At 66.9% G+C, this 25,854-nt stretch carries 30 protein-coding genes; 24 read left to right on the top strand and 6 right to left on the bottom strand.

Features of this window, described 5'->3' with window-relative positions; translation table 11 throughout:
- Positions 1 to 13 precede the first annotated feature (13 nt).
- Positions 14 to 805 (bottom strand): hydroxyacylglutathione hydrolase, encoded by a 792-nt coding sequence (locus tag E5P2_RS26350; RefSeq protein WP_162570035.1) that lies wholly within the window; start codon positions 803 to 805, stop codon positions 14 to 16.
- 136 nt (positions 806 to 941) lie between these two features.
- On the opposite strand from E5P2_RS26350, the gene E5P2_RS26345 reads away from it, so the two are divergent.
- A complete protein-coding gene (locus E5P2_RS26345) occupies positions 942 to 1,205 on the top strand; it encodes a DUF1272 domain-containing protein (RefSeq protein WP_162570034.1) in 264 nt (87 codons plus the stop codon).
- A 148-nt stretch (positions 1,206 to 1,353) separates the two neighbouring features.
- Positions 1,354 to 2,013 (top strand): 5,6-dimethylbenzimidazole synthase, encoded by a 660-nt coding sequence (bluB, locus tag E5P2_RS26340; RefSeq protein ID WP_162570033.1) that lies wholly within the window; start codon positions 1,354 to 1,356, stop codon positions 2,011 to 2,013.
- Positions 2,014 to 2,176: 163 nt separating this feature from the next.
- Here bluB and E5P2_RS26335 read toward each other — a convergent pair whose 3' ends face one another.
- Positions 2,177 to 2,656, bottom strand: a complete 480-nt coding sequence (locus E5P2_RS26335; RefSeq protein ID WP_162570032.1) for a group II truncated hemoglobin — start codon at positions 2,654 to 2,656, stop codon at positions 2,177 to 2,179.
- Between the two features lie 130 nt (positions 2,657 to 2,786).
- On the opposite strand from E5P2_RS26335, the gene E5P2_RS26330 reads away from it, so the two are divergent.
- Genes E5P2_RS26330 through E5P2_RS26315 form a run of 4 tightly spaced genes read left to right on the top strand, consistent with a single transcriptional unit; the run spans position 2,787 to position 7,026 of the window.
- Positions 2,787 to 3,536, top strand: a complete 750-nt coding sequence (locus E5P2_RS26330) for an SDR family oxidoreductase (protein ID WP_162570031.1) — start codon at positions 2,787 to 2,789, stop codon at positions 3,534 to 3,536.
- 4 nt (positions 3,537 to 3,540) lie between these two features.
- Complete coding sequence (locus tag E5P2_RS26325) at positions 3,541 to 4,332, top strand: enoyl-CoA hydratase/isomerase family protein (RefSeq protein ID WP_162570030.1); 792 nt, start codon at positions 3,541 to 3,543, stop codon at positions 4,330 to 4,332.
- A gap of 7 nt (positions 4,333 to 4,339) precedes the next feature.
- On the top strand, positions 4,340 to 6,475 hold the full coding sequence (locus tag E5P2_RS26320) for an acetate--CoA ligase family protein (RefSeq protein WP_162570029.1): 2,136 nt from the start codon (positions 4,340 to 4,342) through the stop codon (positions 6,473 to 6,475).
- On the top strand, positions 6,472 to 7,026 hold the full coding sequence (locus E5P2_RS26315; RefSeq protein WP_162570028.1) for a hypothetical protein: 555 nt from the start codon (positions 6,472 to 6,474) through the stop codon (positions 7,024 to 7,026). The genes E5P2_RS26320 and E5P2_RS26315 overlap by 4 nt, the downstream gene beginning before the upstream one ends.
- A gap of 29 nt (positions 7,027 to 7,055) precedes the next feature.
- Here the strand turns inward: E5P2_RS26315 and E5P2_RS26310 are convergent, their stop codons facing one another.
- Entirely contained in the window at positions 7,056 to 7,985 is a 930-nt protein-coding gene (locus tag E5P2_RS26310; protein WP_162570027.1) for a LysR family transcriptional regulator, read from the bottom strand.
- A 68-nt stretch (positions 7,986 to 8,053) separates the two neighbouring features.
- Here E5P2_RS26310 and E5P2_RS26305 point away from each other — a divergent pair, with 68 nt between their 5' ends.
- From E5P2_RS26305 to E5P2_RS38400, 3 genes are all read left to right on the top strand, one after another.
- Positions 8,054 to 9,028 carry a tripartite tricarboxylate transporter substrate binding protein gene (locus tag E5P2_RS26305; RefSeq protein ID WP_162570026.1) on the top strand — a complete coding sequence of 325 codons (975 nt, stop codon included), beginning with the start codon at positions 8,054 to 8,056 and terminating at the stop codon, positions 9,026 to 9,028.
- Positions 9,029 to 9,033: 5 nt separating this feature from the next.
- Positions 9,034 to 9,381, top strand: coding sequence for an NIPSNAP family protein (locus tag E5P2_RS26300; RefSeq protein WP_162570025.1), 348 nt, complete (start codon positions 9,034 to 9,036; stop codon positions 9,379 to 9,381).
- 98 nt (positions 9,382 to 9,479) lie between these two features.
- Positions 9,480 to 9,803: a hypothetical protein gene (locus E5P2_RS38400; protein WP_443083536.1), complete on the top strand. Its 324-nt coding sequence runs from the start codon at positions 9,480 to 9,482 to the stop codon at positions 9,801 to 9,803.
- A 19-nt stretch (positions 9,804 to 9,822) separates the two neighbouring features.
- Here the strand turns inward: E5P2_RS38400 and E5P2_RS26290 are convergent, their stop codons facing one another.
- A complete protein-coding gene (locus E5P2_RS26290; protein WP_162570024.1) occupies positions 9,823 to 10,794 on the bottom strand; it encodes a LysR family transcriptional regulator in 972 nt (323 codons plus the stop codon).
- A gap of 73 nt (positions 10,795 to 10,867) precedes the next feature.
- Between E5P2_RS26290 and E5P2_RS26285 the strand changes: the two genes are divergently transcribed.
- The 7 genes from E5P2_RS26285 (at position 10,868) to E5P2_RS26255 (ending at position 17,118) form a co-directional block, all read left to right on the top strand.
- Positions 10,868 to 11,437, top strand: a complete 570-nt coding sequence (locus tag E5P2_RS26285) for a GAF domain-containing protein (RefSeq protein ID WP_162570023.1) — start codon at positions 10,868 to 10,870, stop codon at positions 11,435 to 11,437.
- Positions 11,438 to 11,439: 2 nt separating this feature from the next.
- Positions 11,440 to 13,041: an FAD-dependent monooxygenase gene (locus E5P2_RS26280; RefSeq protein ID WP_162570022.1), complete on the top strand. Its 1,602-nt coding sequence runs from the start codon at positions 11,440 to 11,442 to the stop codon at positions 13,039 to 13,041.
- A 4-nt stretch (positions 13,042 to 13,045) separates the two neighbouring features.
- On the top strand, positions 13,046 to 13,453 hold the full coding sequence (locus E5P2_RS26275) for a VOC family protein (RefSeq protein ID WP_162570021.1): 408 nt from the start codon (positions 13,046 to 13,048) through the stop codon (positions 13,451 to 13,453).
- Positions 13,450 to 14,241 (top strand): alpha/beta fold hydrolase, encoded by a 792-nt coding sequence (locus tag E5P2_RS26270; RefSeq protein WP_162570020.1) that lies wholly within the window; start codon positions 13,450 to 13,452, stop codon positions 14,239 to 14,241. The genes E5P2_RS26275 and E5P2_RS26270 overlap by 4 nt, the downstream gene beginning before the upstream one ends.
- Complete coding sequence (locus tag E5P2_RS26265) at positions 14,238 to 15,032, top strand: ABC transporter ATP-binding protein (RefSeq protein ID WP_162570019.1); 795 nt, start codon at positions 14,238 to 14,240, stop codon at positions 15,030 to 15,032. The genes E5P2_RS26270 and E5P2_RS26265 overlap by 4 nt, the downstream gene beginning before the upstream one ends.
- 15 nt (positions 15,033 to 15,047) lie before the next feature.
- The gene (locus E5P2_RS26260) at positions 15,048 to 15,935 is read left to right on the top strand and encodes an ABC transporter permease (protein WP_162570018.1); all 888 of its coding nucleotides are present in this window, start codon (positions 15,048 to 15,050) and stop codon (positions 15,933 to 15,935) included.
- A gap of 85 nt (positions 15,936 to 16,020) precedes the next feature.
- Positions 16,021 to 17,118 carry an ABC transporter substrate-binding protein gene (locus E5P2_RS26255; protein WP_162570017.1) on the top strand — a complete coding sequence of 366 codons (1,098 nt, stop codon included), beginning with the start codon at positions 16,021 to 16,023 and terminating at the stop codon, positions 17,116 to 17,118.
- A 13-nt stretch (positions 17,119 to 17,131) separates the two neighbouring features.
- On the opposite strand, the gene E5P2_RS26250 is transcribed toward E5P2_RS26255, so the two are convergent.
- Complete coding sequence (locus tag E5P2_RS26250; protein ID WP_443083535.1) at positions 17,132 to 17,491, bottom strand: hypothetical protein; 360 nt, start codon at positions 17,489 to 17,491, stop codon at positions 17,132 to 17,134.
- Positions 17,492 to 17,566: 75 nt separating this feature from the next.
- Positions 17,567 to 18,481, bottom strand: coding sequence for a LysR family transcriptional regulator (locus E5P2_RS26245; protein ID WP_162570016.1), 915 nt, complete (start codon positions 18,479 to 18,481; stop codon positions 17,567 to 17,569).
- A gap of 193 nt (positions 18,482 to 18,674) precedes the next feature.
- Between E5P2_RS26245 and E5P2_RS26240 the strand changes: the two genes are divergently transcribed.
- From E5P2_RS26240 to E5P2_RS26205, 8 genes are all read left to right on the top strand, one after another.
- A complete protein-coding gene (locus E5P2_RS26240; protein WP_162570015.1) occupies positions 18,675 to 19,655 on the top strand; it encodes a Bug family tripartite tricarboxylate transporter substrate binding protein in 981 nt (326 codons plus the stop codon).
- 54 nt (positions 19,656 to 19,709) lie between these two features.
- The gene (locus E5P2_RS26235; protein ID WP_443083534.1) at positions 19,710 to 20,609 is read left to right on the top strand and encodes an amino acid ABC transporter substrate-binding protein; all 900 of its coding nucleotides are present in this window, start codon (positions 19,710 to 19,712) and stop codon (positions 20,607 to 20,609) included.
- Between the two features lie 39 nt (positions 20,610 to 20,648).
- Entirely contained in the window at positions 20,649 to 21,317 is a 669-nt protein-coding gene (locus E5P2_RS26230; protein WP_162570014.1) for an RraA family protein, read from the top strand.
- 33 nt (positions 21,318 to 21,350) lie between these two features.
- Positions 21,351 to 22,037: an RraA family protein gene (locus E5P2_RS26225; protein ID WP_162570013.1), complete on the top strand. Its 687-nt coding sequence runs from the start codon at positions 21,351 to 21,353 to the stop codon at positions 22,035 to 22,037.
- A gap of 29 nt (positions 22,038 to 22,066) precedes the next feature.
- Positions 22,067 to 22,675, top strand: a complete 609-nt coding sequence (locus E5P2_RS26220) for an RraA family protein (protein ID WP_232080855.1) — start codon at positions 22,067 to 22,069, stop codon at positions 22,673 to 22,675.
- A 68-nt stretch (positions 22,676 to 22,743) separates the two neighbouring features.
- Positions 22,744 to 23,892, top strand: a complete 1,149-nt coding sequence (locus E5P2_RS26215; RefSeq protein WP_162570011.1) for a pyridoxal phosphate-dependent aminotransferase — start codon at positions 22,744 to 22,746, stop codon at positions 23,890 to 23,892.
- Positions 23,893 to 24,197: 305 nt separating this feature from the next.
- Positions 24,198 to 24,800: a DUF1326 domain-containing protein gene (locus E5P2_RS26210; RefSeq protein ID WP_162570010.1), complete on the top strand. Its 603-nt coding sequence runs from the start codon at positions 24,198 to 24,200 to the stop codon at positions 24,798 to 24,800.
- Positions 24,801 to 24,809: 9 nt separating this feature from the next.
- Complete coding sequence (locus E5P2_RS26205) at positions 24,810 to 25,628, top strand: DUF2182 domain-containing protein (RefSeq protein WP_162570009.1); 819 nt, start codon at positions 24,810 to 24,812, stop codon at positions 25,626 to 25,628.
- Positions 25,629 to 25,854 lie beyond the last annotated feature (226 nt).

The following is a 25,854-nucleotide window of genomic DNA, read 5'->3' as shown; positions in this document are numbered from 1 at the left end:
TCGCCCGTGCGGCTCACCACTGGTTGCGCAATTCGCGCAGCTTGACGAACACCGTCTTCGGATCCGGCTTCTCGGGCAGATCGGGAAAGGCCTCGCGCAGCGCCGCGATGACGCTCGGGCTGCTCAGGCGCAGGAAGGTGTTGATCTGCTTTTCCTCGTCGAGCGTCGTGACGTGCGCCCTGGCCGGATCGTGGCCCGTCGCCCGCGGCAACAGCGCCTTGGCCGCTGCGTTGTCGGATTCGCGCGCGAGCGTGAACTTGAGGTTGTTCTCGAGGTAGTCGTGCCCGGCATAGACGCGCGTGCCGCCCGGCAGCTTCGCGAGCTGATCGACGAAGGTGGTGTAGAGGTCTTCTGCATTGCCGCCGTTGTGGCAGTTGCCGGCGCCGGCATTGAACAGCGTGTCGCCGGAGAACAGCGCCGGCTGCTCGGTGTGCGAGCGCAGGCAGATGTGGCACATCGTATGGCCGGGCGTGTCCATGCATTCGAGCTCGACCGTCTTGCCGACCTTGATCACATCGCCCGCCTTCACGCCGCGGTCCACGCCCGCGATGCGCGCGCCGGCGTTGTGGTGCGCGATCAGCTTCGCGCCGGTGGCCGCGACCACGGCCGCGTTGCCGCCGGTGTGGTCGTGGTGCTCGTGCGTGTTCAGGATCTGCGTGATCTGCCAGCCTTTGTCCTTGGCGGCGGCCAGGCACTTCTGGTGATCGAGCGGATCGATCGCCAGCGCCTCGCCGGTCTCGGGGCAGGCGATCAGGTAGTTGTAGTTGCGGTAGGCATTGCCGGTCCAGATGCGCTCGACGATCACGGGGTGCTCCAGGTCTCAGGTTCGACGTCGCGCGATCATGCCACCTTGACGCGCGTTCGAGCGCGGGCTGCCGCCGTTCGGATTCACCGGCCAGGTTCGTCTAAGCTCGCTCGACCCAGCTTGCGGAGATTTCGTCATGCTTCAAATGCGTCCCGGGTGCGAGTGCTGCGACCGAGATCTGCCGCCCGATTCGGCCATGGCTCGGATCTGCTCCTTCGAGTGCACGTTCTGCAGTGACTGCGCCGAACAGCGCCTCGCCGGCATCTGTCCGAACTGCGGCGGAGAATTGCTCCAGCGCCCGCGGCGGCCGGCCGCCAAGCTTGAGAAATACCCGGCTTCGACCACGCGCGTGTTCAAGCCTGAAGGTTGCGCGGCTGCGCGGTCGGCGGGAGGTCGGTAGGTGCGGTCGTGGCTGATGACGGCCCTCGGCCATCAGCAGCCGGTCACGAGCGGCGGCTGTGGTGTGATCCAAACGACTCAGCGCATCGGTTGAATTCATCGAGCCTTATGCTGGCGCCCCGAATCGCATTTTTTGGCTGATCGATCGAATGTCCAGATTCACCCCGACCCAGATCAACACCCTGTACGAAGTGATCGCAGCGCGCCGCGACATGCGGCACTTCCGCAGTGACCCGCTCGACGAGGCGCTCATGACGCGCCTGCTCGAAGCGGCCCACTGCGCCCCCAGCGTGGGCTATATGCAGCCGTGGCGTTTCATTCGCGTGAAGTCCGTCGAAGTGCGCCGGAAAATGTTGGCGCTCGTCGAAGCAGAGCGGATCGAAACAGCGAGCGCGCTCGGCGAACGGCAACAAGAGTTTCTCAGGCTCAAGGTCGAGGGGATGCGTGAATGCGCGGAGATCCTCGTCGCCGCACTCTGCGACAAACGCGAGCAGCATGTCTTCGGGCGGCGCACGATGCCTGACATGGATCTCGCTTCGGTCGCCTGCGCGATTCAAAACATGTGGCTTGCCGCACGCGTAGAGGATGTCGGCATGGGCTGGGTCTCGATGTTCGATCCCGAGGCATTGCGAGACTTGCTCCAGATGCCGTCAGGCAGCCGCCCCGTGGCCATCCTCTGCCTGGGGCGAGTCGACGAGTTCTATCCCCGGCCCATGCTGGAGACACAGCAATGGCGGACTCGTGCAGATCTCGCAACCCTGGTTTTCGATGACCACTGGAGAATGGACGACAACGAGCTTTTCGACTGAACATTCGCCGCGCACCGTCCAGCCCGCGCCGTGCCCGCTGAACGCGCACGTTGAATGCCCGCTTCGGAGCGAGGCGTACAGCCGGTAGGGGCCCTTCACAGCCATCCAGCGCACAGCTGCCAACTTCTGCGTCGAAGCGCCAAGCATCCATTCGATCCGATGCTCACCCTCTGTAGGGCCCCTTCACCTCACCCCATCCCCATGCAGGCATCGGCGCATCCTCCTGGACCTCGGCGCCGGCCTGTGAGTTGATGACGGCCAACCGGGAACCCCACTCCAGGTAGCCGACCAGCGCCGATCGAAATTCCGGGTCGTCCGGCATGCCCAGTTCGTCGGCCGTCTGCAGCAAGAGACCCACCCACTGCCGCCGCTGTGCCTGCTCGAGGTGACGGTTCAAGTGCTGGCGAATCATGTGCGGATGGCCGCCGTGGTGCCGCGAGTACGCGTCGGGACCGCCCAGAACCTCGCCGAGAAAGGCGGCGACGTGGGCCGGATGGTCTTCACCCATGTGCGCGAAGACCGGGGCGAGCAGCGGGTCGGCCTTCACGTGCTCGTAGAAGCGCGCGGTCAGGCGCAGCAGGGCGGGCGCGCCGCCGAGCCATTCGTAGAGCGTCGGAACCCGGGTTTCGGTGGTTGGGGGCATGGTGCGGGTCATTCTCCGCCGGGTTGCCGGCGCCCGGTATGGCGCGTCGCGCATAACCGATGTGCGCCGCCTGCCATGGGCAGCTGGGGCCTCGGCCGGGAGACTCGCTCCCCACAACGGAGACGACCTGATGGCATCACCCACAATCATCATCACGGGCAGTTCGCGCGGCATCGGCGCAGCGACGGCCCGGCTCGCGGCCCGGCGCGGCTGGAGCGTCGGCGTGAACTACGCGTCGAACCAGGAGGCCGCCCACGCGGTGGTCGCGGAGATTCGGGCCGAAGGCGGCCGAGCCATTGCGGTGCAGGCCGACAACAGCCGGCACGGCGACGTCGAGCGCCTGTTCGATCAGGTCGCCGAGGAACTCGGGCCGGTCCGCGCGCTGGTCAACAATGCCGGCGTGCCCGGCCGGATCTCCCGGGTCGAGCAGCTGAGCGAGGCCACACTGCGCCGGACCCTCGAGGTCAATGTGGTCGGCGCCTTCCTCTGCGCGCAAGCGTTCCTGCGCCGCGCATCGACCCGGCACGGCGGCGCTGGCGGCGCCATCGTCAACGTGTCGTCGATGGCAGCCAGGAGCGGCAGCCCTGGCGAGCTGGTGCACTACGCCGCGGCCAAGGCCGCCCTCGAGGCCTTCAACTACGGCCTTGCCGCCGAGGTGGCGCAGGAGGGTGTTCGCGTCAACGCGGTCAGCCTGGGCCTGTTCGCCACCGAGATCCACGCGACCGCAGGCGATGCCGACCGGCTGCAGCGCTATGCCGCACGCATGCCCATGGGGCGCGCCGGCGAGCCCATGGAAGCAGCGCAGGCGATCGTCTGGCTTCTGTCCGACGAAGCCAGCTACATCACGGGCGCGACCCTGCCCGTCGCCGGAGGGCGATGAACCCATGTACGAACACTACCAACACCTGGACTTCGGCTATCGCGGCCGCATCCTCACCGTCACCATGAACCGCCCCGAGGTTCGCAATGCAGCCAACGTGCGCATGCACCGCGAGCTGTCGACGGTGTTCCGTGACGCCGCGCGCGACCCCGCATGCGACGTGGTGGTGCTCACCGGCGCCGGCGCTGCCTTCAGCTCGGGCGGCGACATCGTCGCCATGCAGGAGAAGATCGACGACCGCAGCAAGTGGGTCGACACGGCCGAAGAAGCCCGCGAGATCTTCACCGGCATGCTCGAGCTGCCCAAGCCGCTGATCGCGCGCATCAACGGCGCCGCGACCGGTCTCGGCGCGACCCTCGCGGTCTACGCCGACATCGCCGTCGCAGCGCAGGGCGCGGTCATCGGCGACCCGCACGTGAAGGTGGGCCTGGTCGCCGGCGATGGCGGTGCGCTGATGTGGCCGCTGCTGGTCGGATTCCAGAAGGCCAAGGAACTGCTCTTTCTGGGCGACAACATCCCGGCCGAGGAGGCCGCGCGCATCGGGCTCATCGGCCATTGCGTGCCCGACGATGCACTCGACGACAAGGTCTACGGCATCGCCGAACGACTCTGCAAGGTTGCGCCCCTCGCGCTGCGCTGGACCAAGCGCACCATCAACCACACGATCCGCCAGCTGGCCCACGGCACGATGGAGAACGGCCTGCTGATGGAGACGCTGTCCCAGATGACCCGCGACCACGCCGAGGCCGTTCATGCCTTCGGCGAGAAGCGGCCCGCGGTCTTCAAGGGAAGGTAGGCCGGCGATGAGCACCTTCGACCTGGCCAGCCTGCGGCCGCTGTTCGCGCCGCGCTCGGTGGCGATGATCGGCGCCTCGAACGACGAGAACAAGGTCGGCGGCCGGCCGCTGGCATTCCTGAAACGTGCCGGTTTCGGCGGGACCCTCGTCCCGGTGCATCCGGCGGCGGACACCGTGCAGGGGCTGCCTGTCTTCCGCACGCTCGCGGCGGCCGGGCCGGTGGAGCACGCCATCATCGCGCTGGCCGCCAGGGACGTGCTGCCGGCATTCCGGGACTGCGCCGCGAAGGGTGTCAAGGCGGTGCAGGTCTTCAGCTCGGGATTCGCCGACGCCGGCCGCATGGCCGAGCAGGACGAGCTGCTGCGCACGGCGCGCGAAGCCGGCATGCGCATGATCGGGCCGAACAGCCTCGGGCTCTTCAATGCCGTCGACGGCTTCTTCGGCACCTTCGCCACGGCGCTCGACGGCGCATGGCCGGCGCTGCGCCGCGATGGCAACAACATCGGCCTGGCGTCGCAGAGCGGTGCCTTCGGCTCCTATTGCTACGGACTGGCGCAGGCGCGCGGACTCGGCTTCAGCCACATGATCGCGACCGGCAACGAAGCGGACGTCGACGTCGCCGAATGCATCGCCTACCTCGCGCAGGACAACGCCACCCGGGTCATCGTGGCCACCTTCGAGGGTTGCCGCAGCGGCGACCGGCTGATCGAGGCGCTGCGCCTCGCGCGAGCCGCCGGCAAGCCGGTGCTGGTGATGAAGGCCGGTGCTTCGGCGGCCGGCGCGCAGGCCGCGGCCACCCACACCGGCGCGCTGGCGGGCAACGACGCCGTCTTCGACGGCATCCTGCGCCAGTACGGCGCGTGGCGCGCGCAAACGCTCGATGGCCTCATCGACGTCGCCTACGCGCTGTGCGTCGACCGCCGGCGCGACCTGCGCCGGGAAGACGGCCGCCTCGCCGTGTTGACGACCTCCGGCGGTGTCGGCGTGCTGATCGCCGACGCGGCGAGCGCAGCCGGCCTGCAGCTGCCGGGCCTGCCGGCTGCGGCCAGGGCCGAGATGTCCGAATGGCTGCCGGCGGCCACGGCATCCAACCCGCTCGACACCTCGACGTCCGTCCTCGGCGACATGGCCCTGGTGGCGCGCGCCATGGGCTTGCTGGTCGAGCAGGTGCGGCCCGGCACGGTGCTCGCCTTCCTCGCGCACGTCGGCCGTAATCCGGTGCACTGGGCGCAGCTGCGTGGGCCCCTGCTGGCACTCGTCGCTGCGCAGCCCGGCACCCGCTTCATCCTGTCGATGCTGGCCCCACCCACGGTCCGCGAGGAACTCGAACAGCATGGCGTGGCACTCTTCGAGGCACCGGAGCGCGCCGTGGCCGCGATCCAGGCCGTGACCCGCATCGGCGCTGCCGTGTCCGATGTGGTGCGACGGCCACGCAGCCTCGGCCCCGCACGGCGAGGAAGCGGGACCGTGCTCGACGAAGCGCGATCGAAGGCCGTGCTGGCCGCTGCCGGCATCGCAGTGCCCGCGGAGCGCGTGACGCGATCCGCGGCCGCGGCGCAAACCGCCGCCGTCGAGTTGGGCGCGCCGCGCTACGCACTGAAGATCGTCTCGGCCGACATCCTGCACAAGACGGAGGCGGGCGGCGTCGTGCTCGATGTCGCCGCCAAGGACGTCGGCCCCTGCTGGGAAACGGTCGTGGCCACCGTACGGGGCAAGTTGCCGCAGGCGCGCATCGACGGTGTTCTGGTCACGCCGATGGCGCGCCCCGGCATCGACGCCATCCTGAGCGCGCAATTCGATCCGGTCTTCGGCATGGTCGTGATGTTCGGCCTCGGCGGCACCTGGGTCGAGGTCTTCAGGGACGTCGTCTTTCGCGCCGCACCCTTCGATGCCGCGGAGGCGCGCCGCATGATCGAGCAGACGCGGGTCGCGGACCTGCTCGGCGGCGTCCGCGGCAGCGCGGCCATACGCATCGAGGAAGTCGCAGCGGCGATCGCGTCCTTCTCCGACCATGTCGCTGCGCGGGCCGGCGAAATCGAGAGCATCGAAGTCAATCCGTGGCGGCTGCACGCGGAGGGCGGCGTGGCACTCGATGCCGTGGTGGTTCAACGCAAATCGGAACCCGAAGGAGTCGACGCATGAATGCGAAAAGCCGGATCAATCCAGCCCACCTGCGCACGCCGGGCCATAGCGCCGAGGTCAGCACCGCCGAGATGGCGAGTCGCATTGCCCGCTTCCGGGCGCTCGAGCCCGATCCCTACGCCTTCCCCGATCTCAGGCAGCAGAAAGGGCGGCGCTCGGTGAACTACGTCATCTCCCCAGGTGCGCTGGGCGGGCCTGCGCCGCTCACGCAGGCGCACAACTTCCATGTCTCCATCTCCTGCCTCGGCAAGGGAATCCGGCCGACCGTGCACTCGCATCCGTACAACGAGGTCTTCATCCCGATGGATGCGCGCTTCAAGGTCCTGTGGGGCGAGCATCTGGAAGAGAGCACGGTGCTGGAGCCCTTCGACATGATCAGCGTGCCGCCCGGCGTGTTCCGCACCTTCGAGAACCTGGACGACCACGACGGTCACATGATGGCCATCTTCGACCACGGTGGCGATCCGCACACCGGGATCGTGGTGCCGCCGGACGTCTACGAGAAGTTCTATCGCGGCTGGGTACCGGGTCAGGGCCGGCCCGCGAACTGAGGCGCGCGGCGATGTTCCGGATGGCATTCTCAGGGCGGCGGCATCGCCAGCGCGCAGCGCCGCGCCAGCTCTCGCAGCCACTTGACCCCGGGATCCCGATGGCTGCGCTCGTGCCAGTACATGAAGATGCGGTAGCTCGGCACTGGCAGCGGCGGGTCGATCATCGCCAGGTCCGTGCCCTCGAGGTAGTGCTGCGCCAGGCGACGGGGCATGAGAACCACCATGTCGGTCGACTGGACGATGTAGGGCGCTGCCATGAAATGCTGGCTCAGCATGCCGACGTTGCGCTTGAGGCCGGTCTCCGCAAGCACGTGATCGATGTTCGACTGGAAATGACCGAAGCCCGCCGGCGTGACGAGAATGTGCGGCAGTGCGACGAAGTCTTCGACGCTGCGGCCGCCGTCCAGGTAGGGATGGCCGCCGCGGATCAGGCAGACGATGCGGTCGACGAACAGCGGCACGCTGCGCAGGCTCGGCGGCGGCTCCTCGAGGTGCCCGATGGCCAGTTCGATATCGCCTTCTTCGAGGGCCAGCACCAGTGCCTTCGGATGGACCGGATGCTTGATCGACAAGGTCGCCGACGGCGCTTCCTCGCGCACGCTGCGCGTCAGCAAGGGCAGAAATGTCGCGTGCGTGTAGTCGGTCGCGATGATGCGGAAGGTCGACGTGCAGAGCGCGGGTTCGAAATGGATCGACTCACCCAGCACCAGATCGACGTCGGCGAGGATGCGCCGCGCGATGACCGCCAGCTCGACGGCACGCGGCGACGGAATCATCCCGGTCGCGCCGCGGATCAGGAGCGGATCGCCGAACAGCTCGCGCAGCCGGCCGAGCACGCGGCTCATCGCCGGCTGGCCCATGCCCAGCTTGTCGGCCGCGCGGGACACATGCGACTCGGCCACCAGTGCGTCCAGGCAGCGCAACAGGCCGAGGTCGAGCGGCTTGATCGACTCGGTCACGCGCATGCCTCGAGCCGCCAGGCGTCGCGACGCCCGCATTCGCAGAGAGAAAATTTCAGGAGACTCATATGAACAGAAGATCCTTGGTCCGCGCCAGTTCCGTCCTGGTTCTGTCTTCGCTCGTCGGCCGGGCTTTTGCAGAAGCCGTCTGGCCGGCCAGGCCGATCCGTATCATCGCGCCCTTCGCGCCCGGGGGCGGCCCCGACATTCTGGCGCGCCTCCTGGCGCAGCAGATGGGCCCGGCGCTCGGCAGCATCATCGTGGAAAACCGCGCCGGCGCCGCGGGCAACATCGGCGCCGACTACGTTGCCAAGGCCGCGCCCGATGGCTACACGCTCCTGCTGACCACGACCGCGACACAGGCCATCAATCCGGCGCTCTACGCTGCGATACCCTACGACCCGTTGCGCGACTTCACGCCGATTTCCATGGTCGCCAGTACGCCGCTGATGCTGGCGGCTGCGCCCGATTTCGAGGCCAACAACCTGAAGGAACTGCTGGCGCTGGCGAAGGCAAAGCCGGGAAAGATCAGCTTCGCTTCCGCCGGCATCGGCACCATGCAGCACATGGTCGGCGTCCTGGTCGAGCAACGCGCGCAGGTCGAGATGCTGCATGTGCCCTACAAGGGAAGCAGCCAGATCGTGTCGGACCTGATCTCCGGCCGCGTGTCGATCGTCTTCAACAGCACGGCGGCCCTCGGTCCGATGGTGCGAGACGGTCGGCTGAAAGCGCTGGCCGTGACATCGCCGCAGCGCCTGCCGGCATGGCCCGATGTGCCGACCGTGTCCGAGGCCGGCCTGCCCGGGTTCGAGGCCTCTGCCTGGTACGCCGTGTTCGGCCCCGCGCATCTGCCGCCGGCGATCGTCCAGAAGCTCAACCGCGAGATCGTTCGCGCAGTCGCTTCGCCGGCCTGCCGCGACACCTACGCGAGCCTCGGCCTGGACGCCGTCACGTCGACGCCGCAGGAGCTTGGCGCCGTCACGCAGCGTGACCTGGCAACGTGGAGCGGCATCATCAAGGAAAAGCACATTCGTGCGGAGTGAGCGTGATGATCATCGACGAACGGACCTACACCATCGCCCCCGGCCTGCTCTCGGAATACCTGGCCGAGCATCTTCGGGTGGCGTTGCCGATCATGCGCAAGCACCTGGGCGAGCCCTTCGCCTACTTCACGACGGAGACGGGAGAGCTCAACCAGTTCGTCCATCTGTGGCGCTACGAGAGCATGGCGGATCGCGAGACGCGCAGGGAAGCCCTCTATCGCGACGCCGAGTGGCTGGACTATCGGCGCAGCACCGGCGAACGCGGATGGGTCCGGCATCAGCACAACAGATTGCTGAAGCCGCTCGCCGGGGCGCCGACAACGCTTGCCGAGGGACGCCATGACGCGCGCTGACATCGCCGCCTCCGACCGGACATCTTCGGGGCTGGCTTCGGACCTGCGAAGGCCTCACACTGCGTCGGACCGATCGGCTCGCCAACCGGAGTTCCAACATGAAGAATCGTCTCGCGTTGCTGATGGTGTTGTCGATCGCCGGACTCTTTGCCAGCCGTGCCGGCGCAGGGCCTGCATTCCCGCCGGGCTTCAAGACCCGCACCGTCGCCATGGCGGATGGCGCAAGCCTCTTCGTGCGCTCGGGCGGAAGCGGCCCTGCCGTCGTGCTCCTCCATGGCTTCGGCGACACCGGCGACATGTTGCGCAATGCGGCGACCGATGTGCGGAAGGAGGTCGTGCCGGATGCGGGCCATTGGTTGATGGAAGAGAGCACGGCGATGACGGTGGGATTGATCAGCGGCTTTCTGGCGGTCTCGCCGTAGCCTGACATCGCGTCGCCCTTCACCCGGCCTTGCGCGTCATCCCGCGCGCCTCTTCCTCCACCGCAGCCCGCAACGACCGCACCATCGGATGCGCCTCCAGTTCCTGCAAGGTGAAGAAGCTCACCGGCGGCAGGTTCCAGCTCAAGCGATAAGGCAGCGCGGCCCAGTGCCCGGCCCGCTCCATCTCGGCCACCACGTCGCGGGCCAGGATGGAGATGGCGTTCGGCTCGGTGCGCAGCACCATCTCCATGCTGCGGATCGAGGTGCTCTCCAGCATCGGCACCGGCGGCTGCACGCCGGCGCCGACGAAGATCGCGTTGTAGGTCCGGCGCATGGGCGTGTTCGGCGGCGGCAGGATCCAGTCGAGCTGCGCGAGGCGCGCCCAGTCCAGCGGCCCGCGCGACAGGCGCTTGACGCTCTTGGCCGACACCACCAGGCAGGGCTCCTGCTGGTAGATCGCCTGCTGCACCAGCCCCGTCGCGTCGCCGTCGTACGAGCGGCCGATCGCGCAATCGAGCTCGCGCGCGACGAGGCCGGCGACGAGTTCGTCCGTCGTGCCTTCGCGCGTCATCACCGCCATGCGTGGCGTGCGATCGAGCAGGTGCGTGAGCGCCGCGGACAGCAGCTGCTGCGGCACCTGCTGCGTCAGCCCCAGGCGCAGCCGTCCGCTGCGGCCGGCCTCGAGTGAGGTGAGCACGCGCGTGGTGGACTCCAGTTCCGCGAGCCAGCGCCGCGCGTAGTGCAGCACGGCTTCGCCGGCCGGCGTGGGCATGAGGCCGCGGCTGGTGCGCTCGAAGAGCCGGTTGCCGAAGATGTCTTCCACCTCGCGCAGCGCCTTGGTGATGGCCGGCTGGCTGAGCCGCATCTCGGCGGCCACGCGGCCCAGCGTGCGATGCCGGTCGACGGCCTGCAGCAGCGAGAGCTGGCGCAGCTTCAGGCGCGTGAGCAGCGCGTGCTGCAGGTCGGCGGCGGGGTCGCGGGCAGTCGGCAAGGCATAACTCCAGGGTTATCGCGTCATCAGAATTTAATCCACTTCGGTGAATTGCGAAGCCTAGACTTTCCCCATGCCCGCAGCCCACGCATCGGCCCTCACCGCATTCACGGCGAACCTCCTCGACGTGCTGGCCGAGGCGCGCGATGCCGATGCGGCACTGCGCCAGGTGGACCTGTTCCGGCGCCTCATCGCGGGCGACAGCATCTTCAGCATCCAGCAGAACGTGACGACCGCGAAGGGCCCGGCCAACGAGATCCAGCTGCGCCGCTTCTATTCGTCCGAAGGCGAGCGCTATCCGGTGAACGGCGCCAAGCGCAAGACGCTCACGCCGTGGACCGAATGCATCTTCGTGCAGGGCCGCACGTTCGTCGGCGAGGGCGCGGACGTGCTGGCACGCCACTTCGACGACTTCGAGCAGATGCGCCCGCAGGGCCTGCAGAGCGTGATCAACGTGCCGCTGCTGCAGGGCCGGCTCTGCTATGCCACCTTCAATGTCTTCGGCACCCGCCCCGCGTGGCTGCCGCACGAAGTCCTGGGCGTTCGTCTCCTGGCGCTCGCTGCGGCGCGCTGGGTGCCGGCCGTGCCCGGCCTGTCGTACCGCTTCACGGATCTGTCCCTTTCCTCTCCCATGGAGACTTGACCATGCAAAGCAAAGTCCCGGTCGTGATCGTTGGCGGCGGGCCGGTGGGCCTGTCGATGGCGATCCTGCTGCAGCGCTTCGGCATCGACTTCGTGCTGCTCGAACGCAGCCCGACGACGACCGACCATCCCAAGGCGCGCGGCACCTACACCCGCACGATGGAGATCTTCCGCCAGTGGGGCATCGACGGCCTGATGAAGCGCCACGCGCTGCCCGACGGCGCCGACTTCTTCTCCTTCTGCGAATCGATGAGCGGCCACGAGTGGGGCCGCACCAACCCCGAGCCCAACCTCGGCCACTCGCCGTGCTGGAAGATCATCCAGTCGCAGGACACGGTCGAGATGGAGTTGATGGACCTCGCGCGCAAGAGCGAGGTCGGCCGCTTCCTGTTCGGCCACGAGTTCCTGCACTACGACGAGGGCGCGAGCGGCATCGCGGTGACCGCGCGCAAGCTGGACAACGGCGAAACGATCACCTGGCAGGCCCAGTACCTGATCGCCGCCGACGGCGCCGCCAGCGCGGTGCGCCGGCAGGCCGACATCGAGATGCGCGGCCCGGCCACGCTGGCCGTGATGGCCAACGAGTTCTGGCAGGCCGATCTCTCGCAGGTGCGCGACGCCGCCACCTGCGCCGGCTGGCGCGTGTATGCGAAGGATTCGCCGTACCCGATCACGACCGTGCTCAACACCAACGGCCGCGACCGATGGCTCAACCTGCTGCCCGTGGGACGCGAGGTGGACGAGCGCGTCGGCGAGCGCAACGACGACGAGGTGGTGCAGCTCGCCCGCACCGTCTCCGGCGTGCCCAACCTCGACGTGAAGGTCATCAACCGCTCGGTCTGGCGCCTGAGCCGGCAGGTGGCCGCGAGCTTCCGCAAGGGCCGCGTGCTGCTGGTGGGCGACTCGGCGCACCGCTTTCCGCCGAATGGCGGCTACGGCATGAACTCCGGCATCCAGGACGCGCACAACCTCGCGTGGAAGCTGGCCTTCGTGCTCACCGGCCGCGCCGGCCCGCGCCTGCTCGAGAGCTACGAGCGCGAGCGCCGACCCGTCGCCGAATCGAATGCCGACTTCAGCCTGCACAACGCGACGCGCTTCACCCAGTGCGACCAGGCGCTGCGCTCCGGCAATGCGGACCGCATCGACTTCTGGATCCGCGACAGCGACAACCACATCCACAGCATCGGGCAGTCGCTGGGCTTCTGCTACGAGGACGGCGCGGTGATTCCCGACGGCACCGGCCGGCACGTGATGCGCGCGCGCTGGTACGAGCCCACCGACAAGCCCGGCGCGCGCTTTCCGCACCTCTGGCTGGACCTGGCGCGGCGCCACACCACGCTCGACTGGTTCGACAAGGACTTCGTGCTGGTCGCGGGACCGAAGGCCGACGCATGGATGGAAGCCGCGCGTGCCGTCTCCGGCCACCAGGGGCGCACGGTGCAGGCGCATCAATTGGAAGACTCGCACGAGAAGGATGGCTTGCTGCTCGGCCTGCGCGGCGCGGTGCTCGTGCGGCCCGATGGCCATGTCGCCTTCCGCATGCCATGGACGCCCCCGGACCCGGCCGCCGAATTGTCGGCCGCGCTCGCCAAGCTGCTGGATTGAGGCCATGCCCGTCACCGCACTCCATCACTACACGATCCGCTGCACGCCGGACGAGCTGCCGCCGCTCGTGGACTTCTACACGCGCGTGATGCGGCTGCAGATCGGCGCGCGGCCGGAGATTCCCGCGCCCGGCGCCTGGCTCTATGCGGACGGCCAGCCCATCGTGCATCTGTATGCGCATCTGGCGACGCCCGACGCGGCGACGCAGCCGGTCACCGGGCACGTCGACCACATCTCCTTCCGCTCGCGCGGACTGAAGGAGATGCGCGAGCACCTCGGCGCGCTCGGCGTGCCCTTCACCGAGGCGCCGATTCCCGGCTGGGGCATTCACCAACTCTTCCTGCACGACCCGCGCGGGCTGAAGGTCGAGATGACCTTCTGGATGGACCAGGAAGAAGGAGGCGCGCCATGACCGAGTTCGTGCAGGCCGGCGAGCTGCGCACGGCCTTCGACCGCGAGGGCCATGGTCCGGCTCTCGTGCTGATGCATGGCGCCGAAGCCTCGCGCCAGATGTTCGCCGCGCTGGTGCCGCATCTGGCGAAGCACTTCACGGTGATCGCCTACGACCAGCGCGATTGCGGCGAGACGCAGGGGCCTGAGCGCCCGGCGATGCTGGTGGACCTGGCGAACGATGCGCAGCAGTTCATCAAGGCGCTGGGCCTCAAGCGGGCACACGTGTTCGGGTCGTCGTATGGCGGCAGGGTGGCACAGGCGCTGGCGCTGCTGCATCCGCGCTCGGTCGATCGGCTCGTGCTGGCCAGCACCTGGGCGCTGCCGCGGCCGTATGCGGAGCTGTGTCCCGATGCGAGTCGCCTCGCCGAATTGCGGCGCGGTCTGCCGGAGACGGCCGAGGAACTGGCGACCTGGTTCTTCCCCGAAGCCTTTCTGCAGCAGCGGCCGGAGCTGCGGCGCATCTTTGCGACTGCGCGCCCGGAATCGGCGCGCTCCATCCGCCGCACGGCGACCGTGGCGACCACGCTCGACAAGGGCGTGGCCGACATCGTCGCACCGACGCTGGTGCTGGCCGGCGAACTGGACCGCGTGGTGCCGCCGACCGTGACGCTGGCGATGGCAGGACGCATCCGCGGCGCCGATGCGGTGCTGCTGCCGGCCACCGGGCATGTGACGGCGATGCAGTCACCCGAAGCGCTTGCCCATCACATGATTCGTTTCCTGAATCCCGCAGGAGTCAAGGCATGAACACGACATCCGCCGCGGCAAGGCCCGACTACATCCGCATCGAGGGGCTGTCGAAGACCTTCGGCGGCGGCAGCGACGGCGTGCTCGCGCTCAAGGAGATCGACTGCACCATCCAGCAGGGCAGCTTCGTCACCATCGTCGGTCCCAGCGGCTGCGGCAAGAGCACGCTGCTGCGCATCCTGGCCGGGCTGCTCGACTACCAGATCGGCCACGTGATGCTCGACGGCCAGCCGATCCACGGCACGCGGCGCGACATCGGCGTCGTGTTCCAGAGTTCCATCCTGCTGCCCTGGCGCACCATCCTCGACAACGTGATGCTGCCGGCCGAAGTGCTCGGGCTGGAGCCGAAGAAGGCACGCGAACGCGCCATGCAGCTGCTGCACATGGTTCGCCTCGACGGCTTCGAGCACAAGCTGCCGCGCCAGCTGAGCGGCGGCATGCAGCAGCGCGCCTCGATCGCGCGGGCGCTGCTGCACGATCCCAAGATCCTGCTGATGGACGAGCCCTTCGGCGCGCTCGATGCGATGACGCGCGAGCGCATGAACCTCGAGCTGCAGCGCATCTGGATGGAAAGCGGCAAGACCGTGGTGCTGATCACGCACTCCATCCCCGAGGCCGTGTTCCTCGGCGACCGCGTGTTCGTGATGTCGCCGCGCCCCGGCACGCTGGAGCGCGTGCTGCCCATCGACCTGCCGCGGCCGCGGACGATGGAAGCGATGTCGCACCCGACCTTCGCGTCGGCGTCCGCTTCGATCCGCGAGCGCTTCTCGCATGCCGCTTCGTTCGATTGAAGAAAGGGCACTGCCATGACCACCGCCATGATGAGCTCCGGTTCCACCCCGCAGACCCACGACGCCGCTGCCAGGCCGGCGCAGGCGCCGCGACCGCGACGCGCCAACCCGCTGGCATCGACGCGCGTGCAATCCATCCTGTTGTTGATCACGCTGCTCGGCGCGTGGGAAGCGGCGACGCGGCTGTTCAAGGCATCGAAGTACCTGATCCCGCCGGTGAGCGACATCGTCGTCGCGCTGTGGCGCGGTCTGGCCACCGGACCGATGGCCAAGGACGGCTTCTGGTACCACGGCGGCGTCACCCTCGGCGAGATCCTGCTGGGCTTCTTCATCGGCGGCGGCGTCGGCCTGGCGATCGGCATCGTGGTCTCGCAGATGCCGAAGCTGGAGACGCTGCTGGGCCCCTACGTGGCCGCACTGCAGAGCGTGCCCAAGGTGGCGGTGGCGCCGATCATCGTGGTCTGGCTCGGCTTCGGCATCAGCTCCAAGGTGATGATCATCTGCCTGCTCACCTTCTTTCCCGTGCTGGTGACCAGCATCGCGGGCTTCAAGGCGGTGGACCCCGACCGCATCGACCTGTTGCGCTCGCTGTCGGCCACACGCTGGCAGATCTTTCGCAAGGCCAAGTTCCCGAGCGCCTTGCCCTACATCTTCGCGGGCCTGAACATGGCCGCCGCCTTCAGCGTGGTCGGCGCCGTGGTGGGCGAGTTCGTCGGTGCGCAGGCCGGGCTGGGCGTGCTGATCCTGCAGATGGAAGCGCAGGCCGACACCGCCGGCAGCTTCGCGGTGTGCGTCGTGCTCTCGGTGATCGGCATTCTGTTGACGGCCCTGTTGCGCCGCGTGCAGCGGCGGGTGCTGCACTGGATGCCGGCCGACAGCTCGCAGCCCGCCGTGAACGTTTGAATGCGCCCTTGTGCGGCGGGCGCTTCCAGCCGCGCGATGCTTGTTTCTTGCAATGTGCCGGCGCAGTGCCGGCGAGGAGTGGACCATGTGGACGCGACGCGATTTCGGCCTGGGCCTCGGTGCCCTCGGTCTCGCCGGCAGCTTGCCGGCACTGGCGCAGAAGCTGCGAGTCATGAGAGTGGCGAACACGGCCGCGGTCAATGATCCGCAGCAGTGCTTCGTGACCGCGGGCCAGGACCCGCGGCTCAACTTCTACAAGCCCCATGGCGTGGACGTGGAGTACGTCAACATGTCGAGCATGACGCAGGCGATGCAGATGCTGCGTGCCGGCCACGTCGATTTCGGCCCCGCGGTGCCCGGCATCCTGCTGCCGGCGATGGCCAAGGACCCGAGCCTCGACTTCGTGAGCGTCTACAAGTGGCTGCCGCGCAATGCCAACGTGATCGTGGTCAAGCCGGGCAGTCCGATCAAGACGGCGGCCGACCTGGCCGGCAAGCGCATCGGCGTGCGCAACCAGGGCGACGCCGGCATCGTCGTCACCAAGACCATGCTGGCCGAGATGGGACTCAGCGACGACAAGTGCGAGTACATCGCCATCGGCGACGGCGCGCCGGCCGGTGCCGCGATCGACAACGACCGCGTCGATGCGCTGGTGGCCTTCGACACCGCGGCCGCGCGCATCGAGCTGGTGGGCACCCAACTGCGCTATGTGCCGCTGACGCCGAAGTTCGCGCAGGTGGGATCGGGCTGGCTGTGCGTGACGCGCGACCTCCTCAAGAAGGAGCGCAAGGCGCTGGTGGCGCTGTTCCAGGGCATCGCCAAGTCCACCCTCTTCTCCTACAACAACCTCAACGCGGGCATCGACCTGCATTGGGCGGTGTATCCCGAAAGCAAGCCCAAGGGCCGCAGCGAGGACGATGCGCGCAAGGAGCTGGCCTTCATCCTCAAGGACCGCAGGAACAGCTGGATGCGCCGTCCCGACGACCCCGATCAGCGCATCGGCGCGTCGTCGCTCGCCGAGTGGAAGACCAACATCGAGATGACCGCCGAAAGCAGCAAGGACCCCAAGCTCGCCGACCAACTGGGCGACCCGAACCGACTCTTCACCAACGAGCTGATCGATGACATCAACGCCTTCGACAAGCAGGCCATCGTCGACATGGCGAAGTCGTTCAAGTCGTAGACATCGTGCCGCCTCAGCGGCGCGGCTCGATCATCTTCCAGCCGTTGCCCGACGGATCGCGAAAACCCGCATCCACGGCGCATGGGATCTCCTTTTCTTCGGAGACGTTTATATCGGCCGCCTTGCGGCGCCGCTTCTCCAAAACGGCGGTCCTGAGATCGGGCCGGTGCGCGGCGCTGAGGAAGCAGGCCGGCACGAGGTCCAGCGCGTTCGCCGCGGCGCGCCGGCTTTCGCGGACCGCGCCCGGCGTCTCTTTGACTTGGGCAAGGCGGTGGATGGGCCGCGGCTCGTGGGAGAAGGCGTCCATGCGGTCTTTGGCGCGCAGGAGTCGGCGCAGGAGCTTGGGGTCCTGGAGGGGTGCGCTGCTGCACATGGCGAAACGTGCGCCTTGAAGTGATCGACTTCCTTGACGCGTTGGCACCGGGACGATTCGGTCCGGCGGGCAGGTCTATGCATGTCCTGGCGCAGAGGCGTTGGTGCCGAGCGCTACGTCGATCACCCTTGCGATGGTTGGATCTGCATTCGATCCGCTCCAGGCCAGCGCGATGGTCACGATTTCGATGACCTCGCGCAGTGGCTTGATCGAGACCGCGTCCGAACCCAGCGACCTCAAGCCGCTGGGCACCAGCGCGATGCCCTGACTGCAGCCGACCATCGCAACCTGCGAAGCCACCGATCGCGCTTCATGCAGAAGACGTGGCGTGAAGCCATGCGCATGGCAAGCGGCGATGATTCCGTCGAAGAAGGAGGGGCTGACGGCGCGGGGAAACATCACGAAGTCCTCGTCGGCGAGTTCATTGATGCGCAAGGCCTTGCGCTTCGCAAGTCGATGCCAGGCGGGGAGGGCCACCGCCAAGCGGTCCGTCAACAGCGGTCGAGATCGAATGGCCGTTCCGACGGTGCCCTCGATCCGGGCGAGCGCGAAATCGATGGAGCCGCTCTCCAGAGCCTCGATCGCATCCGCGCTGTCGATTTCCACGACCGCCAGTTTGATGTCCGGCAATGCGATCTTCACTTGCTCGATGATCGTCGGCAGCGGATCCGTCATCGCGGAGGTGATGGCACCGATCGTCAGCACGCGGCCCTTGCCGGCGATCGCCTCCTTCACGGAGACATCCAGCTTTTCCATGTGGGCGACAAGGCGCTGCACTGCAGGAAGGATGGCAGCGCCCTCGGCGGTCAGCTGCACCCCGCGACTCGACCTCTGGAACAGCTTGACCTTCAAAGAGGCCTCGAGCGTCTGGATCTGTTCGCTCAAGGGGGGCTGCGACATGCCGAGCCGTTCCGCCGCCCGCCTGAAATGACGCTCCTCCGCGACGACGGCAAAGAGATACAGGTGCTTGACGAGGCGGAAGTTGATCATTGATACGGAAAGCGTATCAAAAGCTTCCGATCTTGGGAATAGACCTATCGAGGCCCAGGCCACACCATGGCGCCTTCTCCGGCAAAGGCGACATGTGAAAACCTCATCTTTCTGTAGCGACGCTGACAGGGGCCGTGCAGTCCCGGCCGGCATGCCGGCCGCGCAGGGTCCATGGAAGTCGACGAGGCGCCAGGTGCTTGCCGTGGCGGCGGGTACGGCGCTTCTCGCCGCGCTCGCATCGCCCGCGCTGGCGCAAGCGAACGGCGATGACGGTTGGCCGAACCGGCCGATCCGAATGGTGGTGCCCTATCCCGCGGGCGGTTCCGCCGATGCCGTGGCGCGGCGCTTCGCGATCAAACTCGGCGAATCCCTCGGTCAGACTGTCGTCATCGACAACAGGCCCGGGGCCTCCGGAAACATCGGGACGCTCGACGTCATGCGCGCCAGGCCGGACGGCTACACCTTGCTCCTGAATCCCTCGGCGCATGTGATCAATCCCGAGATCTCCGACAAGAGCCCGTACAGGGCGCTGGAGGATTTCACCCCCATTTCCCAGGTCGCGAAGGGGCCTCTGGTCTTGATCGTGACGCCGTCCCTGCCGGTCAGGACGCCGATCGAACTGGCGCAGCTGGCAAAGGCCAGACCCGATTCGATCACCTTCGCCACGTCGGTCATCGGATCGGCAAGCCACATTGCCGAGGAACTCTTCAATCGGGTTGCGAACGTCAACATTCTCATCGTCCCGTACAAGGGGAATGCACCGGCGATCACCGATCTCATGGGCGGCCAGGTCACTGCGATGTTCGACCCGGCGGTGACCTCGGTCCCGTTGGTCAAGAGCGGAAAGCTCAAGGCACTCGCCGTCACCGGCCGTACCAGGCTGGCATCGGCACCGGAAATTCCGACCACGGAGGAGACCGGCCTGAAAGGGCTCGAGTTCTACACCTGGTATGGGCTATGGGCGCCCAAGGGGCTGCCGGAAGCGTTGGCTGCCCGGCTCGAAAAGGCTGCGCGGCAGGTGGCCGGCGATGCAGCGTTCAGGCAAGCCATGCGCGACAACGGACTGGAACCTGTCGGCTCCGGCCGCAAGGCGTTCGCCGACCTCATTCGCCAGGAGAGCGCTCTCTATCGCTCCATCGCCAGGCAATCGAACATCCGAGCCTCGGCGAATTGAGCGCCTGGCACTCGACGATCAACTGGTTCATCCCGTCAAACTGGAGCTCCCTTCGTGAAAACACTGCTCATCGCGTTCGCCACATTCGTCGCCACGGCGGCTGCCGTACCGGTCACGGCCCAGACGCTCGACAAGATCAGGTCGTCAGGATCCATCACGATGGGCGTGCGAGACGCTTCCGTTCCGATGTCGTATATGCCCGACGGTGAAAAGCCTGTGGGCTTCCAGGTGGAAATCTGCCAACGCATCATTGCAGCGGCTCAAAAGGAACTCAAGCTCCCGAAAATCAACGTTCGATACCAAACGGTCACTTCACAGAACCGCATCCCGCTCGTTCAGAACGGCACCGTGGACCTCGAATGCGGATCGACGACGAACAGCCTGGCGCGCCAGAAGGATGTGGCTTTCGCATTGACCACTTATGTGGAGGAAGTGCGAATGGCCGTGCGCAAGACTTCGGGCATCCGGTCCGTCAAGGATCTGGAAGGAAAAACAGTCGTCACCACGACCGGGACGACCTCCGTGCAACACCTGCGCAAGTACGCCAGAGCGTCCGGACTCGATATCAAGGATGTCCTCGGCAAGGACCATGCCGAGAGCTTCCTCATGCTGGAGATGGGACGCGCCGATGCGTGGGTGATCGATGCCGGCTTGCTGAGTGCCACCATTGCCACATCCAAGAACCCCGATGATTTCGTCGTCGTGGGCGAGGTGCTGAACGTGGAGCCGATCGCGATCATGATGCGCAAGGACGATCCTGCCTTCAAGGCCCTCGCGGATGCGACCATTCGAGATCTGATCCGCTCCGGCGAGATGAAGAAATTGTGGGACAAGTGGTTCATCGGACCGATTCCTCCGAGGGGTGTGCGGCTCAACATGCCGCCTCCGGAAACACTGCAGCGACTGTGGGCCGATCCCAGCGACCTTCCCATGGAAAGCCTTGCTGCGAAGTAAGCGGTTCGAATCGTTCGACAGCACATCACATCCAGCGCAATGACCCAGCAGACCCCCACCGCCCTCGAGCGCCTCGAGGCACTCGATACCAACACCATCTCGGACGCACTCGACTTTCTCGGCCTGGAGGGCGCAACCTATGGACTTCGGCCATTGTGGGACTGCCCCAAAGTGGTGGGTCTCGCGAGCACCATCCAGGTCGGGCCGAAGACCGGAAGCGCCCCGACCGTTCATCTGATCACGCCGGTGATCGACGAAGTCGCCACGGATGATCGCGTCCTGGTGATCGCCGGAGGGCCCGAGGGAATCTCCTGCTGGGGCGACATCATTGCCAATGCGGCCAAGGTCAAGAAGATCCGCGGCTCGGTGATCGACGGGATGAGCCGGGACATCGAGGGCAGCGAGTCGATCGGCTACCCGGTCTACGGCCGCGGCATCACGATGATCAGTGCCCGCAATCGAATCATTCAGCTGAGTTCCGGCCAGCCGGTGAAGATGGCAGGCGTGACCGTCAGCGAAGGCGACTTCGTGATTGCGGACCGTTGCGGAACCGCGTTCGTCCCGGCTCGGCGCATCGAAGAGGTGCTCGACATGGCCGAGCGCATCGCGAGGCGGCAGGAAGGCATGGTGCTTGCCGTTCGCAGCGGACGGTCCGTGAAGGACGTCATGCACGACAAGGAATTCGAAGCCATTGCCGCTCGCGGCTGACCGGCGCCGAGCCGCCAACCCAAGGACCATGTGATGAGTGACAACCCCAAGAAGGCGAATGCCGAGGATCAGGAATTGACGGCACTTTTTTCAGGCCTGGACACACCGGGTGTTTCGGACGCCCTGGACAAGCTGGGCATCCACGGACAGGCATTTGGCATCATGCCGCTGGCCAATTACTCGACCCCTGTCGTCGGACCGGCCTTCACCGTCAAGTATGTGCCTGCAAGCTCGCCTGCCGGGAGTGTCGGCGACTTCATCGACGACGTCGCCGAAGGCGATATGGTGGTCATCGACAACGGTGGCCGCACGGACTGCACGGTCTGGGGCGACATCATGACGCAGTACGCCTCGCTGCGGGCGATCGCGGGTACCGTGATCGACGGCGTTTGCCGCGATGTCAATCGCGCTCTTGACGACGGCTATCCCATGTTCTCCGCAGGGCGCTTCATGCGGACCGGCAAGGACCGCGTTCAAGTCGAATCGATCAACACCACGATCGGCATCGGGACAGTGCGCGTCGCTTCGCGCGACATCGTGTTCGCTGATGCCAACGGCGTCGTCATCGTTCCCCGCGAGCATGCGCGCAAGGTTGCCGAAGCGGCGCGCCAGGTGGAGAAGGCGGAATCGGCGATCCGCGAACGCATCGCGAAGGGCGACACGATCGGCCAGGCGCGCGAGGCCCTTGGGTACCACAAGCTGCAGCGGAGGGACTCATGAAGTCTCCATCGCCGTTTTCTGCCGCGCAGATGACGCTGGCGCGCAAACTGGGAACGTCGACGCTGTACGAGGCCTCGGGTCTGACGAGCAGTTCGGTGGACCCCGCGATCCGGACCCTCTGGGCGGGCGCGTCCATCGCCGGGCCTGCATACCCGGTCGAATGCTCGCCGGGAGACAATCTTGCCATTCACATCGCGCTCAAGAACGTACCGAGAGGCAGCGTTCTCGTGGTCGGAGCGGGCGGCTTTGTCACTGGTTACTGGGGCGAAGTGCTGACCGTCGCCGCCGAAGCCGCAGGCGTCGAGGGACTGGTCATCGACGGCGGCGTTCGAGACATTGCGGCCATGACAGCGCGGCGCTTCCCGGTGTTCACGCGCGGCATCTCGATGCGCGGCACGGTCAAGGCCAGCGCGCCATCGGTGGGCCTGCCGATCCATCTCGCGGGCACGCCCGTCAAGGCCGGTGATCTGGTCGTGGCCGACGACGACGGCGTGTTGATCTTGCCGGTCGACCGGGTCGAGGCAGCTCTGTCGAAGGGACAGCAGAGGGCCGGCAAGGAGGAAGAGTTCATGCGGCAGTTGGCGAAGGGCAAGACCACGTTCGAATTGCTTGGCCTTCAGGATGGAACCCGGCAGTGACTCAGCCAGCTTCGCAACGTCTGAACGACCGGCTGGCAGCGGCCCGTCCATCCGCGACGTATCGCGTCATGGATCGCGTGGCTTCCCTGCGTTCCGCAGGCACGCAGGTCATTTCGCTTTGCGCGGGAGAGCCCGATTTCGACACCCCGGCGCATGTGTGCGAAGCAGGCATCGCCGCGATTCGCGGAGGACATACCCGTTACAGCCAGGTCGCAGGCATCCGCCCGCTGAGAGAGGCCGTCGCCGCAAAATTCAGGAGTGAAAACGGGATGGCCGGTGTGCGTTGGCAGGACACGCTCGTGACCAGCGGCGGGAAGCAGGCCATCTTCAATGCCCTGGCCGCGACCCTCAACGACGGCGATGAGGTCGTCATTCCTGCGCCTTACTGGGTGAGCTATCCCGAGATCGTCCAGATCTGCGGCGGCGAGTCCGTCATCGTGCCCTGCGCCGAAGATGTCGGCTTCAAACTCACGCCGGACGCGCTGCGAGCAGCGCTGGGTGCCAAGAGTCGCTGGTTGATATTGAACTCGCCGTCGAACCCGACCGGAGCGGTCTACAGCTGCGACGAACTGAATCGGCTCGCCGATGTGCTGGTCGAATTCCCGGATGTCCTGATCCTCTGCGATGACATCTACGAGCATCTCATCTTTGACGGCGAGATCTTCAACACCTTGGCGCAGGTGCGACCCGCGTTCAAGGATCGCATCCTGACGATGAACGGCGTTTCCAAGGCCTACGCCATGACGGGATGGCGCATCGGGTTCGCCACAGGCCCGGGCTGGCTTGTCGAGGCCATGGAGAAATTGCAGGGCCAACAAACATCGGGTGCCTGCACGATTGCGCAGTACGCGGCGCTCGCGGCGCTGCAAGGCCCGAAGGAATTCGTTCGGACATCCCGTGCCGTATTTGAACGTCGCCGCAATTGGGTGGTGGAAGGCCTTGATGCTGCGCCGGGCCTGTCGTGCGCAATGCCGAAAGGGGCGTTCTACGCTTTTGCGTCGTGCGAAGGCCTCATGGGCAGAACGACTGCGGCGGGTACGAAGCTGAATACGGACGAAGACGTGGCCGATGCGCTTCTCGGTGAAGCCGGCGTGGCGGTGGTACCTGGAAGCGCTTTTGGATCGGCTCCCTATTTTCGAATTTCCTATGCGTTGGACAATGCCGCTCTTCTCAAGGCCATCGATGCCATTGGCGAGTTTTGCCTGCATTGCGAGTGACAGCCACCGATTGCTGCATGCGCGCCGTGAACTGCATGGCAATCGAACCCTTCACGTCATCATCAACTGAAAGCTCGGCAAACAGGGGGCATCCATGTAACGCCGCCCGCCGCCGCGCCCGTCCCCTCGGACGGCCAGGTCGACCGGTCCGTGCCGCCGGTTCGCAGCAGGCCCCGGGGGCCTCGGCCATTTGGCACATGGACGCGCCGCGCGCGGCGGCGTAGCATTTTTCTCCTTGCCGCCTCAGCCGCGGCGACAAGTTCCGAGTCAGTGAGGCTCGCCATTCAACGCACAAGGAGCTTGCTATGAGCTATCACCTGGAAGGTCGCCTGCTGGAGGTCTGCAACTGCAACGTCCTGTGTCCCTGCTGGATCGGAGAGGATCCGGACAACGGGACCTGCGACACCATCGTCGCCTGGCGCATCGACAAGGGCACGGTCGATGGCCTCGACGTCGGCGGCAACACCATCGCCGCCGTGGCCCATGTGCCCGGCAACATCCTGCAGGGCAACTGGACGGCCGCGATCTTCGTGGACGACAACGCCTCCAAGGCGCAGGAAGAGATGCTGCTCAAGGTCTACACCGGCCAGGCCGGCGGGCCGATCGCCGATCTCGCCAAGCTGATCGGCACCGTGGTGTCGGTGGAGCGCGCCAAGATCGACTTTCACGTGAACGAGGGCAGCGGCAAGCTGTCGATCGGCAGCGACTACTACGCCGAACTGGAGCCCTACCGCGGCGCGACCGGCGGCCAGACCGTGCTGTCCGACACCGTGTTCTCGACCGTGCCGGGTGCGCCGGTCTTCGTCGGCAAGGCGCCGACCTACCGCTCGAAGAACGCCGCCCTGGGCATCGACCTGGACATCAAGAACCACAACGCGCTGCAAAGCACCTTCGTGTTCGACGCTTGAGCGCCCGCCATGCCTGCCGCCGCGCGTGCGGTACCGCTGGCCGGCCCCGCGCGCCACCGCCGCGTGTTTCTGCCGCTGCTGGCTGCGCTGGTCGTGTTGGCGTGGGTGGTGCTGTGGGCCTGGGCGCGCAGCCCCTGGGGACGCTACCTCGAGCACGGGGACTGGATGGCCTCAGGCCCGGCCGCCTTCCTGTGCCGCGCCCTGCCCGCCGGTGAATGGTGGCTGCCCGGATTGCTCTATGCCCTTGCCTGGGTACTGATGACCGCTGCCATGATGCTGCCCACCACCTTGCCCCTGTTCGACGTGTTCGACCGCATGACCGCGCGGCGCGCGGACCATCGCCGCCTGATGCTGCTGCTCGGTCTCGGCTACATGGTGGCATGGGGCGCCTTCGGGCTGCTGGCCCATGGGCTGCACGCGGCGCTGCTGTCCCTGCTCGCAAAATCACCCACGCTGGCCTGGCACGGCTGGCTGATCGGCGCGGCCGTCATCGCGCTGGCCGGCGCCTTCCAGTTCAGCCGGCTCAAGTACCAGTGCCTCGACAAATGCCGCACGCCGCTGGGCTTCGTGATCGCCCGCTGGCACGGCCCGGCGCCCGCGCGCCAGGCCTTCCTGCTGGGCGCGCACCATGGCCTGTATTGCGTGGGATGCTGCTGGGCACTGATGCTGCTGATGTTCGCCTTCGGTACCGGCAGCCTGGGCTGGATGCTGGTGCTGGCCGCCGTGATGGCGATCGAGAAGAACATGCCCTGGGGCCGGCGCCTGAGCGCGCCGCTGGGCGTCGCGCTGCTGGGCTGGGCGCTGGTCGTCGTGGTGGCCCATGCCTGAGGTTCGCAACGCATCCGACAACCAGCCCGGATGGCAGGTCATCCTGCACGCAAGACGAGAAATGCACGCAAGCCATCCGCTGCTCGAGGCAAACCGTAGGCATGTGCACGGCAGCCTCCCGCCGGCGATCCGCTCGCGATCTTCATCGTCGAGATGGAAGTAGCGCACCACGTCGGCTTCGATGTCTGTTGGCAACCGCTCCAACACCAGGGCGCGCCGCAGGTTG

The organism is Variovorax sp. SRS16, assembly GCF_901827165.1.
Lineage (GTDB): Bacteria > Pseudomonadota > Gammaproteobacteria > Burkholderiales > Burkholderiaceae_C > Variovorax.
The sequence above is the reverse complement of the archived record's forward strand: the minus strand, read 5'-3'. Positions and strand labels throughout refer to the sequence as shown.